22 protein-coding genes are annotated in these 14,588 nt (G+C 37.8%); 5 read left to right on the forward strand and 17 right to left on the reverse strand.

Translation table 11 applies throughout. The features are described from left to right. The first annotated feature begins 67 nt into the window (after positions 1-67). Complete coding sequence (locus BN1225_RS11115) at positions 68-523, forward strand: GAF domain-containing protein (protein WP_041139895.1); 456 nt, start codon at positions 68-70, stop codon at positions 521-523. Positions 524-547: 24 nt separating this feature from the next. Here BN1225_RS11115 and nusG read toward each other — a convergent pair whose 3' ends face one another. The 8 genes from nusG to BN1225_RS11155 form a co-directional block, all read right to left on the reverse strand. Then, positions 548-1,105, reverse strand: a complete 558-nt coding sequence (nusG, locus tag BN1225_RS11120) for a transcription termination/antitermination protein NusG (protein ID WP_041139896.1) — start codon at positions 1,103-1,105, stop codon at positions 548-550. A 1-nt stretch (position 1,106) separates the two neighbouring features. After that, entirely contained in the window at positions 1,107-1,295 is a 189-nt protein-coding gene (secE, locus tag BN1225_RS11125) for a preprotein translocase subunit SecE (protein ID WP_041139897.1), read from the reverse strand. 11 nt (positions 1,296-1,306) lie between these two features. Next, on the reverse strand, positions 1,307-1,456 hold the full coding sequence (rpmG, locus tag BN1225_RS11130) for a 50S ribosomal protein L33 (RefSeq protein WP_041139898.1): 150 nt from the start codon (positions 1,454-1,456) through the stop codon (positions 1,307-1,309). Between the two features lie 52 nt (positions 1,457-1,508). Beyond that, on the reverse strand, positions 1,509-2,126 hold the full coding sequence (locus BN1225_RS11135) for a sigma-70 family RNA polymerase sigma factor (protein ID WP_041139899.1): 618 nt from the start codon (positions 2,124-2,126) through the stop codon (positions 1,509-1,511). A gap of 16 nt (positions 2,127-2,142) precedes the next feature. Then, positions 2,143-2,868, reverse strand: a complete 726-nt coding sequence (rlmB, locus tag BN1225_RS11140) for a 23S rRNA (guanosine(2251)-2'-O)-methyltransferase RlmB (RefSeq protein ID WP_041139900.1) — start codon at positions 2,866-2,868, stop codon at positions 2,143-2,145. Between the two features lie 10 nt (positions 2,869-2,878). Further along, positions 2,879-3,289, reverse strand: a complete 411-nt coding sequence (locus tag BN1225_RS11145) for a Mini-ribonuclease 3 (RefSeq protein ID WP_052466589.1) — start codon at positions 3,287-3,289, stop codon at positions 2,879-2,881. Beyond that, entirely contained in the window at positions 3,289-4,626 is a 1,338-nt protein-coding gene (gene cysS / locus BN1225_RS11150; protein ID WP_041139901.1) for a cysteine--tRNA ligase, read from the reverse strand. Before cysS ends, BN1225_RS11145 begins: the two co-directional genes overlap by 1 nt. Before the next feature lie 167 nt (positions 4,627-4,793). Continuing rightward, on the reverse strand, positions 4,794-5,333 hold the full coding sequence (locus tag BN1225_RS11155; RefSeq protein WP_041139902.1) for a hypothetical protein: 540 nt from the start codon (positions 5,331-5,333) through the stop codon (positions 4,794-4,796). A 323-nt stretch (positions 5,334-5,656) separates the two neighbouring features. Here BN1225_RS11155 and BN1225_RS11160 point away from each other — a divergent pair, with 323 nt between their 5' ends. Both BN1225_RS11160 and gerQ read left to right on the forward strand, forming a co-directional pair. Further along, positions 5,657-6,025: a cell wall hydrolase gene (locus tag BN1225_RS11160; RefSeq protein WP_074434820.1), complete on the forward strand. Its 369-nt coding sequence runs from the start codon at positions 5,657-5,659 to the stop codon at positions 6,023-6,025. A gap of 10 nt (positions 6,026-6,035) precedes the next feature. Further along, positions 6,036-6,476, forward strand: a complete 441-nt coding sequence (gene gerQ / locus BN1225_RS11165) for a spore coat protein GerQ (RefSeq protein ID WP_074434821.1) — start codon at positions 6,036-6,038, stop codon at positions 6,474-6,476. A gap of 22 nt (positions 6,477-6,498) precedes the next feature. On the opposite strand, the gene BN1225_RS11170 is transcribed toward gerQ, so the two are convergent. Then, positions 6,499-7,692 (reverse strand): bifunctional folylpolyglutamate synthase/dihydrofolate synthase, encoded by a 1,194-nt coding sequence (locus tag BN1225_RS11170; RefSeq protein WP_041139904.1) that lies wholly within the window; start codon positions 7,690-7,692, stop codon positions 6,499-6,501. Positions 7,693-7,816: 124 nt separating this feature from the next. Here BN1225_RS11170 and ung point away from each other — a divergent pair, with 124 nt between their 5' ends. Next, entirely contained in the window at positions 7,817-8,485 is a 669-nt protein-coding gene (gene ung, locus BN1225_RS11175) for a uracil-DNA glycosylase (protein ID WP_041139905.1), read from the forward strand. A 35-nt stretch (positions 8,486-8,520) separates the two neighbouring features. Here ung and BN1225_RS11180 read toward each other — a convergent pair whose 3' ends face one another. Genes BN1225_RS11180 through BN1225_RS11200 form a run of 6 tightly spaced genes read right to left on the reverse strand, consistent with a single transcriptional unit; the run spans position 8,521 to position 12,029 of the window. Next, positions 8,521-9,972, reverse strand: coding sequence for a UDP-N-acetylmuramoyl-L-alanyl-D-glutamate--2,6-diaminopimelate ligase (locus tag BN1225_RS11180; RefSeq protein ID WP_041139906.1), 1,452 nt, complete (start codon positions 9,970-9,972; stop codon positions 8,521-8,523). Between the two features lie 15 nt (positions 9,973-9,987). Further along, entirely contained in the window at positions 9,988-10,230 is a 243-nt protein-coding gene (locus tag BN1225_RS11185) for an FtsB family cell division protein (RefSeq protein WP_052466591.1), read from the reverse strand. A gap of 8 nt (positions 10,231-10,238) precedes the next feature. Continuing rightward, positions 10,239-10,685, reverse strand: coding sequence for a spore cortex biosynthesis protein YabQ (gene yabQ, locus BN1225_RS14795; protein ID WP_052466594.1), 447 nt, complete (start codon positions 10,683-10,685; stop codon positions 10,239-10,241). Continuing rightward, complete coding sequence (gene yabP / locus BN1225_RS11190) at positions 10,685-10,984, reverse strand: sporulation protein YabP (protein WP_443984280.1); 300 nt, start codon at positions 10,982-10,984, stop codon at positions 10,685-10,687. The genes yabQ and yabP overlap by 1 nt, the downstream gene beginning before the upstream one ends. 50 nt (positions 10,985-11,034) lie before the next feature. Then, positions 11,035-11,307 carry an RNA-binding S4 domain-containing protein gene (locus BN1225_RS11195; RefSeq protein ID WP_041139909.1) on the reverse strand — a complete coding sequence of 91 codons (273 nt, stop codon included), beginning with the start codon at positions 11,305-11,307 and terminating at the stop codon, positions 11,035-11,037. After that, on the reverse strand, positions 11,304-12,029 hold the full coding sequence (locus tag BN1225_RS11200) for a glycerophosphodiester phosphodiesterase (protein WP_041139910.1): 726 nt from the start codon (positions 12,027-12,029) through the stop codon (positions 11,304-11,306). The genes BN1225_RS11195 and BN1225_RS11200 overlap by 4 nt, the downstream gene beginning before the upstream one ends. 156 nt (positions 12,030-12,185) lie before the next feature. On the opposite strand from BN1225_RS11200, the gene BN1225_RS11205 reads away from it, so the two are divergent. After that, positions 12,186-12,968 (forward strand): Cof-type HAD-IIB family hydrolase, encoded by a 783-nt coding sequence (locus BN1225_RS11205; protein WP_041139911.1) that lies wholly within the window; start codon positions 12,186-12,188, stop codon positions 12,966-12,968. A gap of 10 nt (positions 12,969-12,978) precedes the next feature. Here BN1225_RS11205 and BN1225_RS11210 read toward each other — a convergent pair whose 3' ends face one another. Together BN1225_RS11210 and BN1225_RS11215 are read right to left on the reverse strand one after the other, a co-directional pair. Continuing rightward, the gene (locus BN1225_RS11210) at positions 12,979-13,677 is read right to left on the reverse strand and encodes a transglutaminase-like domain-containing protein (RefSeq protein ID WP_041139912.1); all 699 of its coding nucleotides are present in this window, start codon (positions 13,675-13,677) and stop codon (positions 12,979-12,981) included. Positions 13,678-13,686: 9 nt separating this feature from the next. Next, positions 13,687-14,433 carry a DeoR/GlpR family DNA-binding transcription regulator gene (locus BN1225_RS11215; RefSeq protein WP_041139913.1) on the reverse strand — a complete coding sequence of 249 codons (747 nt, stop codon included), beginning with the start codon at positions 14,431-14,433 and terminating at the stop codon, positions 13,687-13,689. Between the last annotated feature and the right edge of the window lie 155 nt (positions 14,434-14,588).

Below are 14,588 nucleotides of genomic sequence, written 5' to 3' on the forward strand. Positions count from 1 at the left end.
TTGCAAATTCTTTTTCTTCCTCTATATTTTTACCCTATCCATCGCTATAATATACGTGGGTGATAAAATGAATGAACTGATGAATCAACAGCTCCATGCATTAATTGAAGATACAGAACATGAGATTTCTATTTTAAGTAACGCTTCCGCCTTGCTCAATGAATGTTTGAAGGATATTTCTTGGGCAGGCTTCTATCTTTACCAAAATAACGAATTGATCTTAGGTCCCTTTCAAGGCAAAGTAGCGTGTACCCGTATCCCTTTAGGAAAAGGGGTCTGCGGAAACAGTGCGGCCGATAAAAAAACCTACGTGGTACCGAATGTGCATGAATTTCCCGGGCATATCGCCTGTGACAGTGCCTCAAACAGCGAAATTGTGATTCCGATCCTGCTTCATGGTCAGCTTTATGGGGTTTTGGATATTGACTCCACTTCCTTTGATCGTTTCACGAACGAAGATCAGCTTCTCTTAGAAACATTTGTCAATATTTTAGCAAGTCGTTTACTTCAATTAAAGCAGTAAAGGTATCCCGTGGGATACCTTTTATTAATACTCTACTTTTTCTAATTGTGATAACTCTACTTCCATCGGTACTAAAGTGCCTAACATATCGACCAAGATTTTAGCTTCTTGTTTATCCATATCAATCACTTCTACTTTACCGATCTTATTTGCCATTGGTCCGGAAATAACTTTCACGTCATCTCCAACCCCAAAATTAAGATTAACGATTTCACTGCGGATTCCCATCTTTTTCAAAATAGGTTCCACTTCCCCTTTTTGTAACGGGAATGGCTTTGCTCCACCCCCAGAAGAACCGATGAACCCGGTAACTCCCGAAGTGTTACGTACGATATACCATGCTTCATCTGTCATGATCATTTCAACCAAGACATATCCTGGGAACATGTTTTTAGTTACATTGACTTTTTTACCGTCTTTAATTTCTGTTTCGGTATGTTCCGGAATTACAATATTAAATAAATAATCCTGCAATCCCATTGATTCTACACGTTTAATCAAGTTTTCTTTTACTTTATTTTCATGACCTGAGTATGTATTGACTACATACCATTGTCTTCCTTCATCATTCATTCCAGCCATATTAGTTCAACCCCAACATTCTCAAAATTACAGCGATGATGGCATCACTGCCAAAAAAGAATAAACCTAAAACCAAGCAGAAAGCCAACACAGTTGCTGAATTCACAAACAGTTCTTTCTTTGTCAGCCATGTGACTTTTTTCATTTCCGCACGAATACCGCTAATACTGAACCAATCTCTAAATTTCATACTGGGCCTCCTTATTTTGTTTCTTTATGCAGGGTATGTTTCCCGCATTTCTTACAATATTTATTTAATTCCAAACGCTCTGGATTCGTTTTTGTATTCTTATATGTCGAATAATTCCTTGATAAGCACTCTGTGCAAATCAGCGTTACTTTTTGCTTCATTTTTCATCACCTACAATAATTAAATTTAGCATATAATCTCCTATTAGTCAAATTAATGTTTGTTTAAATCAAACTTTTTTCTGATTCGGTAAATCGTATTCGATACTTTTTTGTCACTAATCGAAAGTCTTTCAGCAATCTCCTTATCACTGTACCCCAGCATCTTCATTTGCGCAATATCCGCTACATATTCCATTTTGCTTTCTTCTACCGCCTGATAGACTTGATTGAGCGTTTCTTTGATCATCAAGCTTTCTGCCGGCTGATGACCACGATAAGGGTCTGCCAATGCATTTTCCAAACAGATCGTACTTTCTTCATTGTCGGTCGTATACAACGGCTGATCAAGCGAAATAAATTGGTAATGAAACTTATTTTTGGCTATCGTTGCTTTCTTGACCATCGTATACCACCTTTTTTCCACACAATTCCTAACGAATGTGCGAAACGTTGCTAAAGTATCATGCCGATATCGATCATAAACTAAATACAAGACAATTTGCGCTTCTTGCAAGAGATCATCTTCACTTAATGACCTTAATAGATCATAGTAATAATTATTTAAAATCTTTTTAAAATAAACGCGATACTCTTTAAATAAAAAACGTAACGCGCATTCACTTCCTTGAAATATTAAATAGAGTAACTCATAATCATTGACTTCTTCCACGTCGTTTCCTTTCTACCTAGAGTGGAAAACGAGAATGATAGACCTGATAGAGAATCACCGCCGCTGCGACAGAGGCGTTCAATGACGTCACATGCCCCACCATCGGCAGCACCACTTTATAGTCACACTGCTGTTTGACGATGCGGGTAATGCCCTTTCCTTCTGACCCAATGACAATGCATGTTGGCATATTGTAATCAACTGCTCGATAGTCCTGTGACTGATCGTTATCACAACCGACGATCCAATAACCACGCTTTTTCAAATCTTCCAATGTTCTGGCAAGATTCGTCACTTGCGCCACCTTCACATGATCAATCGCTCCCGTCGAAACTTTTGCCACCGTCCCATTTAAAGAGACACTGCGGTTTTTAGCGATAATTACACCATCTGCCCCAACCGCATCGCAGGTTCTTAATATAGCCCCTAAATTATGCGGATCTTCCAAACCATCCAGCATTAAAAGCAATGGCTGTTTATTTTCAGGAATTGCCCCCACGATCTCATCGATCGAATAATAACGGTACCCCTCAACACTTGCAATGACTCCTTGGTGGTTCACATTTCCAACCAAGCGATCCAATTCATTAGGAGAAACGATCCGATAAGGAACCTTTAGCTGCTGACACAGTTTGGGAATCGTATGATCTTTCGTTGTCTTGCTGACCAATACTTCATAAACTCGTTTTTGCCCATTCAAGGCTTCTGATATTGTATTTTTTCCGTAGATATATTGTCTCATACTTTACCTCTTAATTCTTTTCATCTTTGCATTCTCTTTGTTCAACAAATGCTTCATAGATACTAAATAATTGTGCCAGTCTTTCTTCATTATGGTTCAAATGCAGATGTCCGATAACCGCCTCAAAACCTGTCGATTTGCTGTGAGCCAAAGGACTGGTATTTTTTAATACTCGTGTTTCTTTAGCATTTTTGCCACGACGATAAAAGCTGAATTCTTCCTCTGTAAAAACATTTTCTTTCAATGCGTAATCAATGAATGCCGCCTGTGCTTTGGCGCTGACATAAGCGATCGATGCCTGCTGAAGCAGATTCGGCTTAACAATATTCAAATCTAAAATAATATGTTCACGTACCCTTGTTTCCAAGACCGCATCCCCAATATACGCCAAAACAACCGCATTCATTAATTCTGTTCTCACTACAAGATGCCTCTTTCCATCAATTGACCGCGAAGCACATCAGCATTCTCAAAATCTTTTGCCATTTTGCATTCCTGCCATTGCTGATATAAATTAATGTCTTCATCGGTGAGTGTTTTAATGTCAAACTTAAATCCAAATATATCCAGCATCATCAGCAATGTATGATAAAGTTCAGCTATCCTTTTGACATCTTTTTCTTTTTGACGATACAGCTGATTCAACCCTTTAACAGCTTCCAACACTTTTGACAGTGCCAATGATGTATTCAAATCATCTTCCAAAGCTTCTACCATTTCCTCTAAAAGAGGATCACATTGTGAACTAGGATCAATATGATTCACCTGCATCCATAAAGAAATCTGTTTAAGAACACTGCTGACTTTATCCACTTCTTTTTTGACGTTTGTCACCAATTCTTCTGTATAGTTGAGTGGGTTACGATAGTGCGTTGACATCATGACCCATTTATAAACGTTCATTCCTAATTCCGGAATCAAATCCTTTGCCCACATGACATTGCCTAATGATTTCGACATTTTTGCATTATCGATGTTGATCATCTGATTATGCACCCAGTAATTGGCAATCGGATGATGATGACAAGCCATTGACTGAGCGATTTCATTTTCATGATGCGGGAATTTTAAATCCTGTCCGCCCCCATGAATATCAATCTTTCCGCCTTCAAACAAATCATTAATCATCACCACACATTCTGTATGCCATCCCGGTCTTCCTTTTGACCACGGACTATCAAACTGAATGCCTTCGTCTGTCTTTTTCCATAAAGCAAAATCCACCGGACTTTCCTTCTTATTGTTTTCTTCTACACGATTGCTGGCACCATTAAGCAAATCTTCAATGCGAATCCCTGACAGGTGTCCATATTCTTCAATCTTCTCTACTCTAAAGTAAACATCTCCATCTTTTTCGTAAGCAAATCCTTTTTTTACCAAGTCATCAATAAACGCAATGATCTGATCCATCGTTTCGGTTACTCTTGGCGTATACGTCGGATGCAGTAAATTCAGTTCATCACGAACCGCATTGTAAGCATCAATATAACGCTGTGCTAAAACACGTTCATCAATTCCCTCCGCTTTTGCCGCTTTAATAATTTTGTCATCCACATCTGTAAAATTGGAAACAAAAATGACTTTCTTTTTGCGGTATTCTAAAACTCTGCGCAGAACATCAAAAATGATCAGCGGACGCGTATTACCGATATGCGCATGATTATAAACGGTAGGACCACAAACATAAATACTCACTTCATCCTCTTTTATAGGAATAAATTCTTCTTTTTTATTGGTCATTGAATTAAATAATTTCATGTTTTACCCTCCTAACAAAAAAGGCATGCACTCAAAGAAGCTTCACTTTTCATGCTATGCCAGATAACGAATCTTTAATGAGTAAGTTGTCTCTACCCTTTATTGTACTCGCATCATAACTATTCTATTATTAACTTTATCATAACCGCTTTTAAATAGCAATTCCCTTATTCACCTTGCTCTTTTACGGCAAACGTATAAAGAAATTTATCCATATTAATGATCTTGTCATCATATTTTTTGGTCGTTGTTTTATATTTAAGACAATAGCGGTCGCCACCTTCAAAAATCACCATATATTTCGCTTTAACGTCTCCGTTTTCAGCCACAATCTCATAACAGCTATCCCCATTTGTCAATGTGACTTTCGCATTTGAGATAATGGTAGCTCCCGTAGTTTCCACTTCCACTCGGAAAAGCTGGATCAATTCTTCTACTTTATTGTTTTCGATTACCGGATCGATCATCAATGTAATCTCTTCTTGATCCTTCGTAAAAATAGTTTTAATGTGATCACTTAATGCTTCTGCATCATTATATAAAGTTGCATCTTGTTTCTTAAAACTATTGGGATAAGTAAAAGAAACATTAGCGTATTCATATACCGTTCCGTCTTTTGTAATATTCACTGTTTTGTTTTTAGCTCCGCAGGCCACAACTACCATAAAGGCTACAACCAAAAGAGCGAATTTGATGATTTTTTTCATCAAACCACCTCCAAGCAGTTATAGTATACAAGATTTTATTTAATAAATCAACTTTTCTAAAAAACGCTCTGTTCATCAATACTTTTCTCATTTTTAAAGTTTATATTCACAGTGATAATTCTTCACTTATCCTCCAGTTTCAAGACAAGGTTTCACCGATGATATGACACCTGCAACTCGCTTTCTTGTCTTATGATCTACAGAAATATTTTTCATGTATTTTTCCTTAGTTTCTCACATATATTAGAACGTATAGAAAAGAAGGTGAGAAAATCGCTAGATGTAAATATATCTCAAAAGATATTGATTTATTAGGCCGTATCATGCGTTCAGAGGCATTGGGAGAAGGAAATTTCGGGATGCTTCTAGTTGGTAATGTCGTGATTAATCGTGTTGTTGCCAGTTGTGATGTATTCAAAAATACGACCACGATCCAAGAAGTCATCTATCAAAAGAATGCCTTTGAAGGGGTTGGCACCGATCTTTGGTTTGGAAATGCTAACGGAAAAGAACGTGAACTTGCCTTAAAATGCATTAATGGCTATCGTGCTGATCCGGCTACCAGAGCTTTATGGTACCGTAATCCCGGCAGGGACGTTCCTTGCCCGCCTGAATTCTATGGGGTTCTAGCAGGTCGTTTTAAACAGCACTGCTTCTATGACCCAAAATCTAATTTAGACTGTAATATATAAAGGAGACAATATGGATTACCAAAAAACTTACACTTATCCCTCAACTTTAAATCAAACAACATCGGATACACCGGCACCTGCCCCTTATACGCCGCAGCAGACCATACCGCAATATGCGCCTAGTCAGCCCTATCCAACACCACCAACCCCATTACAGCCAACTCAGCCGCAGATCGTACCACAGCCGGTACCTCCTATTAACTTTCAGGAACAATCTTACATTGAAAACATACTTCGTTTAAATAAAGGAAAGGTAGGGACTTTCTACTTTACTTATACGGATTCAAGTGAATGGCGTGACCGCGTTTACAAAGGGGTTATCGAAGCAGCCGGACGAGATCACTTAATTATCAGTGATCCTAAAACCGGAAAACGCTATCTGTTCCAAATGATTTATTTTGATTGGGCAGAGTTTGATGAAGAAATTCAATATCAATACCCATATCGTTAAAAAGCGAACCGACGTTCGCTTTTTATGTGATTAATTTTCTTCTGACATCTGAGATAAAATGCAAAGATCCGGTCACCACAATCATTTGATCTGTTGTAAGGGCCTGACTCAATGCTTCTTCAAAAGAAGCAAAGACGAAAGAATGAGCTTTCAAATCTGATAGATTCACTTTGCGTTCATCCGCGAAAACCGTTAAGTAGACAGTATAGCGCTTCTCCAATTCGGCAATCATCAATTCATAGTCCTTATCTTTCAAAGCAGAAAAGATGATAATCACGTCTTTTTGTTTAAAAGCATCGATCGTTTTTTCCAAGGCGATGATCCCGTCAATATTATGCGCACCATCAATATAAAGCGAACGTCCATGATAAGGGATTTTTTCAAATCGGCCGGGCCAGTTGGTTTCCAAAATAGCCGCTTCGATTTGTTGTGATGTCAGCGAAACTTTCAAATAAAATAATGCTTCCAAAGCCAAACAAACATTTTCTACCTGATATAAAGCGGTTTGGTGTAATTGTAATGGCATATCACGATAAGAAAAACATATCGGATAAGTATTCACAATCGGTGGCTGACACACAATCATTTGAGCATGTTTTAATTCTGCTTCTTCTTTGATGAGAGCTAAACAGCCGGACTGACTGACGGTAGTGATCACAGCCGTATTTTCTTTGATGATTCCTGCTTTTTGATAGGCGATCTCCTCAAGATTATTTCCTAATGAAGGAATATGGTCATGTCCGATATTGGTAATCAATGATAAACAGCTGCTAATCACATTTGTTTTATCATATCTTCCGCCAATCCCGACTTCAACGATGGCATAATCCACCTGCGAAGATGAAAAATACTCCAGCATGATCAAAACATCGATTTCAAATTTAGAGAGCTGCTCACTGATGATCCACTCATAATGCTTATTCACGATAGTCAGTAATTCTTCATCACTGATAGGCTTTTTGTCAATACAGATACGATCATGATAACTGATCAGATAAGGGGAAGTAAATGTGCCAACCCGATACCCTGCCTGATTCAATAAGCTGCGCAAATAATTGACCGTGCTTCCCTTGCCATTAGTGCCGGTAACATGAATAAACTTTAGTGTATCCGTCGGTATTTGATGCTGTTTTAATATTTCCTGATAAGCAGATAATGATGATTTATGAATTTGTCTTTCTATATAATCAATCGCTTCCTGAGCCGTTTTAAACATGCGTTGACCTCCCCTACATACTTTTAGCACACCTATTATACTCCAAAGTGAAAATAAAATATAGAATAAATAAAATCTATGATACAATAAAGAAAATATTGTAAAAGAATGGAGTTATTTATCGATGGTAAAAATGAACAACGACTGGGACGATTTGTTAAAGGAAGAATTCAGTAAAGACTACTTTACTTTATTACAGGCATTTTTAAAAGAAGAATATGAAACCCAGACAATCTATCCGCCTAAAGAAGATGTATTTAATGCATTAGCGTATACACCGTATCAAAATGCCCGTGTAGTTATCTTAGGTCAAGACCCCTATCATGGAAAAGGACAGGCCCATGGTTTATGCTTTTCTGTCAGAAAAGGCATTACTCCGCCCCCGTCCCTAAAAAATATCTATAAGGAATTACAAAGTGATCTAAACTGCACGATTCCCAATCACGGTGAACTGACAAAATGGGCAAAACAAGGGGTATTGATGCTGAATACTGTATTAAGTGTACGTGAAGGAAAACCTAATTCTCACGCCAAAAAGGGTTGGGAAACCTTTACCGACCAGATTATTTGTAAGATGAATGAAAAGAAGACTCCGGTGGTCTTTCTTTTATGGGGACGCCACGCTTTGCAAAAGGCTGAACTCATTACCAATCCTTTGCATCTTATTTTAACGTGTGCCCATCCAAGCCCTTTTTCCGCAAGAAACGGGTTCTTTGGCTGTCAGCATTTTTCTAAAACAAATACCTTTTTAACTGAACATCAGTTAATGCCCATCGACTGGCAGATAGATTAAACAAAAACGACAGTGAAACAAATCACTGTCATTTTTTATGCCGCTTTGTTTTGAAGACATTCTAAAATCACTTCTTTTTCGATAAATTCTTTTTTGACGCCGTTAAGTTCTTGGTACTGTTCATGTCCTTTACCTAAGATCAAAATCATATCTCCCGGCAAAGCGAGCTGAAGAGCAAATTCAATCGCACTTTTACGATCTTCGATCGCCACATATTTACCGTTGGTTTCTTTCATTCCGCGAATGATATCTGCCATAATGTTCTCAGTTGATTCATAACGGGAATTATCTGACGTAATGATGCTTAACGTCGCATAGGTCCCCGAAATTTTTCCCATCTCATAACGACGCTGGCGATCGCGATTACCGCCGCAGCCAAACAATGTAATCAACCGCTTAGGCTGATAGTGAAGCATTGTTTTTAATATATTTTCCATGCTTAAGGCATTATGCGCAAAATCGATGAATACATTTACTCCCGGATAGGTTTCGACAAATTCACTGCGTCCGCTGATATGAATATCCTGCAATGTCTCTTTGATTGTCATCACATCTATTCCTAAATATTCACAGACACCAATACATAATAAGGCGTTGGAAACATTGAACTTACCAGGCAAAGGAATCGTGAAAATCAACTGTTTATAGAGAAACCGCATTTTTAATCCTTGTTCATTTAAGTAATCCACAGCACTGATCGGTTCATCTACCACACGTGTCAAATCATACAAACGAACTTTCCCTTTGGCATTGTTAATCATATCCACCGCATAAAAATCATCTCGGTTGATAAAACAAACATCACTGCGGCGCATCAGTTCCATCTTATAATGCTTGTATTCCTCAAAACTGTTATGCTCATTTTCACCGATATGATCAGGAGATAAATTGGTAAAGCAGCCAATGTCAAAGGTGAATCCATCTACACGATGGCGCATGATCCCGATCGACGTCACTTCCAATATGACATGTGTATACCCCTGATCTGCCATTTTTCTTAAATAGTATTGAATTTCATAGGATTCCGGAGTTGTATTTTCGGAAGGATAAACTTGATCCCCCATAAAAATACCGTTGGTTCCGATCAGCCCTACTTTGATTCCGCTTTTTTTCAATGTTTCGTAGATCATAACCGCCACGGTCGTTTTGCCTTTAGTTCCGGTAATGCCAATCATTTTCAGCTGCTGAGCCGGTTGGTCAAAAAAACGGCAGGATAATAACGCCAACGTCTTGCGAATATCTTCGACATAGACCATCGTGACATCGGGATAATTCACACTTCGATTTTGCGTTACAATAGCAACAGCGCCATGTTCAATCGCTTCGTTGATAAACTGACTGGCATCCTGTCGTGTTCCGTTTATACAAACAAATAGAGATTGAGGTTTAACTTTCTTTGAGTGATAAGCTAAATGTTCAATCTCTACATCTAAATCTCCATGCATTAATACAAAATCTATTTGATCAAATAGTTTTGTCAGTTCCATAACATACCTCAATCTTTATTGATTTTTTTGAGGTAAGATGACGACTGTTTCTCCGTCTTTTGTGAAAACATAATTTTCTCTGGCATATCGCGTGACATAATCTTCATTATTCAACATCTCGATTTCCAGCTGAATCGCTGCTTTTTCTTTTTCCAGCGCTTCTTTTTGTGCCGTTACTTCGGCCATTTCTTTCTTTTGTGTTTCAATGGTTTTATAATAATCGGAGACCAGCAGCCCCAATAAAACAACGCTCACCATTAAATATGCTACTCCTCGTAGTTTTGAGAAGTCGAGTTTTCTTTTCTTTTTACGATGCTTTTTCGCAGCCACTGTCTCACCTTCTTTTTGCATAGTTTAAATATACCACAAATCTTTTTAAAAATGAATACGCAGGGGCTAAAAATATATTTCAGCCCACGCATCACATATTCCATGTAATATAATGTATAAACTGCATAATAATGTTCATACATAATCAAACCCATCATTAAGCATAACAGCATATAAAGATTGATTCGACCATCATTGATGTAAACATTCACGATCACATAAAGAAAAGAAAAAGCTGCCATCATTACCATTTCGAGCAAATAACGCAGAATCGTTTTTCTTAAGACAAACACCAAACGATTGATTGTACTGTAAATAAATCCCATGATGAGTCCGTAAGCAAACGATACCATTAAACTTAGAAATTGAACGGAAAGGCTCATTATTTAAGTAATTTTCCCAGCATCTTTTCTTTTTGGACCATTTTCTTCTTGTTGGATACATAACTCATAGATTCAATATTCCCTTTGATGCCTACTTCCCCTTTTTCCTGATCATAGCGAGCTAAAGCTAAGTCATTGCCGATGATATTCAAGAATCCCAATGAAGTTTCAATCAAAAATTCTAAAGAATCAAAGCTTTCTATTTTCTTAACCCCTGTTAATTCCACCGTTTTACGATCTTTTAAATAAACATGATGAAACGGTGCATGGTCAAAATGGACATTATTTTCCATATTGATTCCTCCTTTCATCATAAAATATGAAAAAAGGCTCTCTATTATGTCAAAACTTAATCATCATAATTCTGACTGATTTTCTCTTCTTTTACTATTTCATACAACATCGTACTATCATTTTTTAAAACATGCTCCTTTAGTTCCAGCACTCTGACAACTAAACGACGTGTTCCAAACTCGACCGTAATCAAATCTCCGATTTTAAGCTGAGTACTCGGCTTAGCCACTTTATCATTCACAAGAACACGTTCGCTCTCTGCAATTTCTTTTGATAAAGTACGTCTTTTGATAATACGTGATACTTTTAAAAACTTATCTAATCTCATGATTTCTCCTTATTAACTATCTTTTTAGCCGCTAATACACGGTTCGTAATACACATATTCACTCCATAGTCATTGACCATTTCTAAGTTCTCCTCTTTATTAGGCGTCCACACATTTAGTTTTAACCCATTTTCCAATGCTTTTTTCACAATGTTATCCGTCAGCATGGAATAGCGAGGATGCAGATATTCAATTTTATAATGTCTTGCCTTGATGGCATTATCTTCAAAACGACGCTCAAACACATAACCGGCTTGAATTGTCGGATCGATTCCTTTTAGCTTCGTTAATGAATCCATATTGCTTGATGAAAAAATGACTTGATCCAACAACCCATATTTTTTGACTAAATCATAGACTTTTTCCTCAAGACCGATATAATCAATGCAATCCGTTTTTAAATCCAATACCAATGGGATCTTTTTTTCTTTAGCTAACGCTAATAACTGTTCAAGATTAGGAATCTTCACCCATTCTTCCACATCTTTGCCATTATTAAATTCAAATTCCAGTAATTCACGATAAGTGTAATCCTTGACCCATCCCATACCGTTGGAAGTACGATTGATCGTTTCATCATGGATCAATACACAGATGCCGTCTTTGCTTAATTGAACATCGGCTTCAATGCCATCCGCTCCTTTTTCAATTGCCTGTGTAAAAGCCAGCATCGTATTTTCCGGGTATTGATCACTTGCACCGCGATGTGCATAGACTTTCATAACACCACCCCTTTATATAAGTATACGATAAAAGTTTCACAATGTGTAGAAAGAATTGACCGTGTTGATACGTTTACTCCATTTTTACAAAATTTGAATGTTTCGATTCATCTATTAAAAATATGGTATAGTAGGAGTGAAAAAAGGAGGAACATAATGATTAAAGCAATTTTCTTTGATGTGGATGGAACTCTGTATTCCCATACATCCCATTCGATTCCCAGCAGTGCCTTAGCGGCTTTAGAAAAACTAAGGGAAAATGGGATTCAGCTCTACATTGCAACAGGACGCCATATGCGTGAATTAGAGTATCTTAAAGTTCCTGAAACCTTTTGTTTTGATGGCTATATTACTCTAAATGGGCAGTATTGCCTCGACCATGACGAAGTGATCTATCACCGTCCAATTGACATGGAGGATATTCAACGTTACTTAGACTATATCAAACAAAACCCAATCTCCACTTTATTTATTGAAAAGGAAGATATGTATGTCAATTTTGTTGATGAGCATACTTTCGCTGCTCAAGCGGCAATCTCTACACCAATCGAACCGATCCGTGAAAAGATCGATGGAAAAGCCCCAATCTATCAGATGTGTCCTTATGTCAGTTTAGAAAGCCATCAAGAAATCTTAGCGTCTTTATTGCCTCATTGCTCGATTACTTCCTGGCATCCTCAAGCGCTGGATATTACCCCGCTTAACGGAACGAAAGTGACCGGGATTGAAAAGATTATGGAAAAATACGGCTACCAAAAAGAAGAAGTGATGTCCTTTGGTGATGGGCATAATGATTTGGAAATGATGGAACACACCGGTTTTTCTATTGCGATGGGCAACGCTAACGAAGAAGTCAAAAAAAGAGCCGACTATATCACCACTTCCGTTGATGAAGATGGCATTTATCTGGCTCTTAGCCATTATAATTTACTTAAATGATGCACAGGCATCATTTTTTTCTTATAGTATTCACATTATGATTCATGAAGTGACGTCCTAAATGACGAAATAAAAACGCCTTGCTTTTAGATAAAGTCTGATGATGAACACGTAGTAAATCATCGGGAGAATCATAAACCCCAAAATCTTGATTGATGCCTTCACTTTGGATATAGGTATTGTTTTTATCCCAGTCAATCACCATATGTTTAAAATCCTTAACAGCTACGCCATAACCGCAAAAAGCCCCGGTGCATTCTTTGAAAATAGTCTGTAACTGAGTTAAATAGGCCCGATCTAAAATATAGGCTTCTAGTTCATACCACGTATCTTCAAACCATATCTCCACCCAACTGTGGAAGACATTGCGAGGGGAACATTTATAGACCAATCCGGTCATCGCTCCTTTTTGCAGTTTCTTATCGATAGTAAAGCCATGTATGCGGCAAGGAATCCCCACTCCACGCAGTAATGCCATGAATAAAGTCCCTTTTGTGTTACATTGTCCATAGCCGTCTTTTAAAACCTGTGTCGCAGTGATGTCATCACTGACATTGTAGCCAAAATATATCTCATCACGAACATAGGCATAGATGGCTTTTATCTGTTGTTCTTTAGCCAGTGTTTTCCATCCGCGCTTTTGAATCAAATCTTGCAGCATTGGAGAATTAAAATCAAGCATGACAGTTTCCCTTAAATAGCGATCCATCTGTTCCCCCTATACTTTATACACATCAATATGATGTTCTTTTAAGACAGCTTCATCCTCGATTGAAAGCTGCTCATCTGTAAATACAGAGCTGATTTGATCAAAACGGAACTGCAAGACAACCCCTTGCTGGTGAAATTTTGTAGAATCGGTTAATATTGCGACATGCTGAGCCGACTCTGCCATGTTGCGGACGGCTTCACATCGCAGCATATCTCCCCCGGTAAATCCTTTCTGCCTTAAAAAGCCGTCGGTTCCAACAAACAACTTATCGACAAATAAATCAGCCACCTGTAAACGGATCATCGGTCCGAGCGTGACTTGTGATTCTTTTTGATAGTCTCCCCCTAATAAAATAACCTTGCATGAAGGTGCATCTTTAATATAAGAAGCAATAAAAGCAGAGTTCGTTATGATGGTTACCTCTTTTTTATGATAGGCCAGCTCTGATGCTAACAAAGCACAGCTGGACCCTGATTCAATCATCACCGTTTCACCATCATTGACTAACGCCGCCGCTTTTTTAGCGATCCTTAACTTAGTATCATAATTAAAAGCTAAACGTTTATTGATATCATCGGAATTGTTCAATACCGCATAGCCATGCTCACGAATCAAAAGACCCCTTGACGTCAATAAATCCAAATCTTTGCGGATTGTGACCTGAGACACATGAAGCATTTCCGATAATTTTACGACTTCTATTTTTTTATGTTCATTAACAATATCTAATATTTTTGTTTGTCGTTCATTCATTTCCAGCACCTCTTATGTAAGCAGTATAGCATAATCCCTTCATTTAAACAAATTGAAATGTTTCAATTTAGTCATTATTACTTTCATTTGAAATATATTTTATATTTATATGTAATTATTGATTTACTAACACTGGGGATCATGCTATGATGGGG

This window comes from Beduini massiliensis (genome assembly GCF_000829905.1).
Lineage (GTDB): Bacteria > Bacillota_I > Bacilli_A > Erysipelotrichales > Coprobacillaceae > Beduini > Beduini massiliensis.

Bases quoted from the DNA above. Each gene is read 5' to 3' on its own strand.
- BN1225_RS11115 (WP_041139895.1), top strand. From the start codon at position 68: ATGAATGAACTGATGAATCAACAGCTCCATGCATTAATTGAAGATACA.
- nusG (WP_041139896.1), bottom strand. From the start codon at position 1,105: ATGGCTGGAATGAATGATGAAGGAAGACAATGGTATGTAGTCAATACA.
- secE (WP_041139897.1), bottom strand. From the start codon at position 1,295: ATGAAATTTAGAGATTGGTTCAGTATTAGCGGTATTCGTGCGGAAATG.
- rpmG (WP_041139898.1), bottom strand. From the start codon at position 1,456: ATGAAGCAAAAAGTAACGCTGATTTGCACAGAGTGCTTATCAAGGAAT.
- rlmB (WP_041139900.1), bottom strand. From the start codon at position 2,868: ATGAGACAATATATCTACGGAAAAAATACAATATCAGAAGCCTTGAAT.
- cysS (WP_041139901.1), bottom strand. From the start codon at position 4,626: ATGAAATTATTTAATTCAATGACCAATAAAAAAGAAGAATTTATTCCT.
- BN1225_RS11155 (WP_041139902.1), bottom strand. From the start codon at position 5,333: ATGAAAAAAATCATCAAATTCGCTCTTTTGGTTGTAGCCTTTATGGTA.
- BN1225_RS11160 (WP_074434820.1), top strand. From the start codon at position 5,657: ATGCGTTCAGAGGCATTGGGAGAAGGAAATTTCGGGATGCTTCTAGTT.
- gerQ (WP_074434821.1), top strand. From the start codon at position 6,036: ATGGATTACCAAAAAACTTACACTTATCCCTCAACTTTAAATCAAACA.
- BN1225_RS11170 (WP_041139904.1), bottom strand. From the start codon at position 7,692: ATGTTTAAAACGGCTCAGGAAGCGATTGATTATATAGAAAGACAAATT.
- ung (WP_041139905.1), top strand. From the start codon at position 7,817: ATGGTAAAAATGAACAACGACTGGGACGATTTGTTAAAGGAAGAATTC.
- BN1225_RS11180 (WP_041139906.1), bottom strand. From the start codon at position 9,972: ATGGAACTGACAAAACTATTTGATCAAATAGATTTTGTATTAATGCAT.
- BN1225_RS11185 (WP_052466591.1), bottom strand. From the start codon at position 10,230: ATGGTGAGCGTTGTTTTATTGGGGCTGCTGGTCTCCGATTATTATAAA.
- yabQ (WP_052466594.1), bottom strand. From the start codon at position 10,685: ATGAGCCTTTCCGTTCAATTTCTAAGTTTAATGGTATCGTTTGCTTAC.
- BN1225_RS11195 (WP_041139909.1), bottom strand. From the start codon at position 11,307: ATGAGATTAGATAAGTTTTTAAAAGTATCACGTATTATCAAAAGACGT.
- BN1225_RS11200 (WP_041139910.1), bottom strand. From the start codon at position 12,029: ATGAAAGTCTATGCACATCGCGGTGCAAGTGATCAATACCCGGAAAAT.
- BN1225_RS11205 (WP_041139911.1), top strand. From the start codon at position 12,186: ATGATTAAAGCAATTTTCTTTGATGTGGATGGAACTCTGTATTCCCAT.
- BN1225_RS11210 (WP_041139912.1), bottom strand. From the start codon at position 13,677: ATGGATCGCTATTTAAGGGAAACTGTCATGCTTGATTTTAATTCTCCA.
- BN1225_RS11215 (WP_041139913.1), bottom strand. From the start codon at position 14,433: ATGAATGAACGACAAACAAAAATATTAGATATTGTTAATGAACATAAA.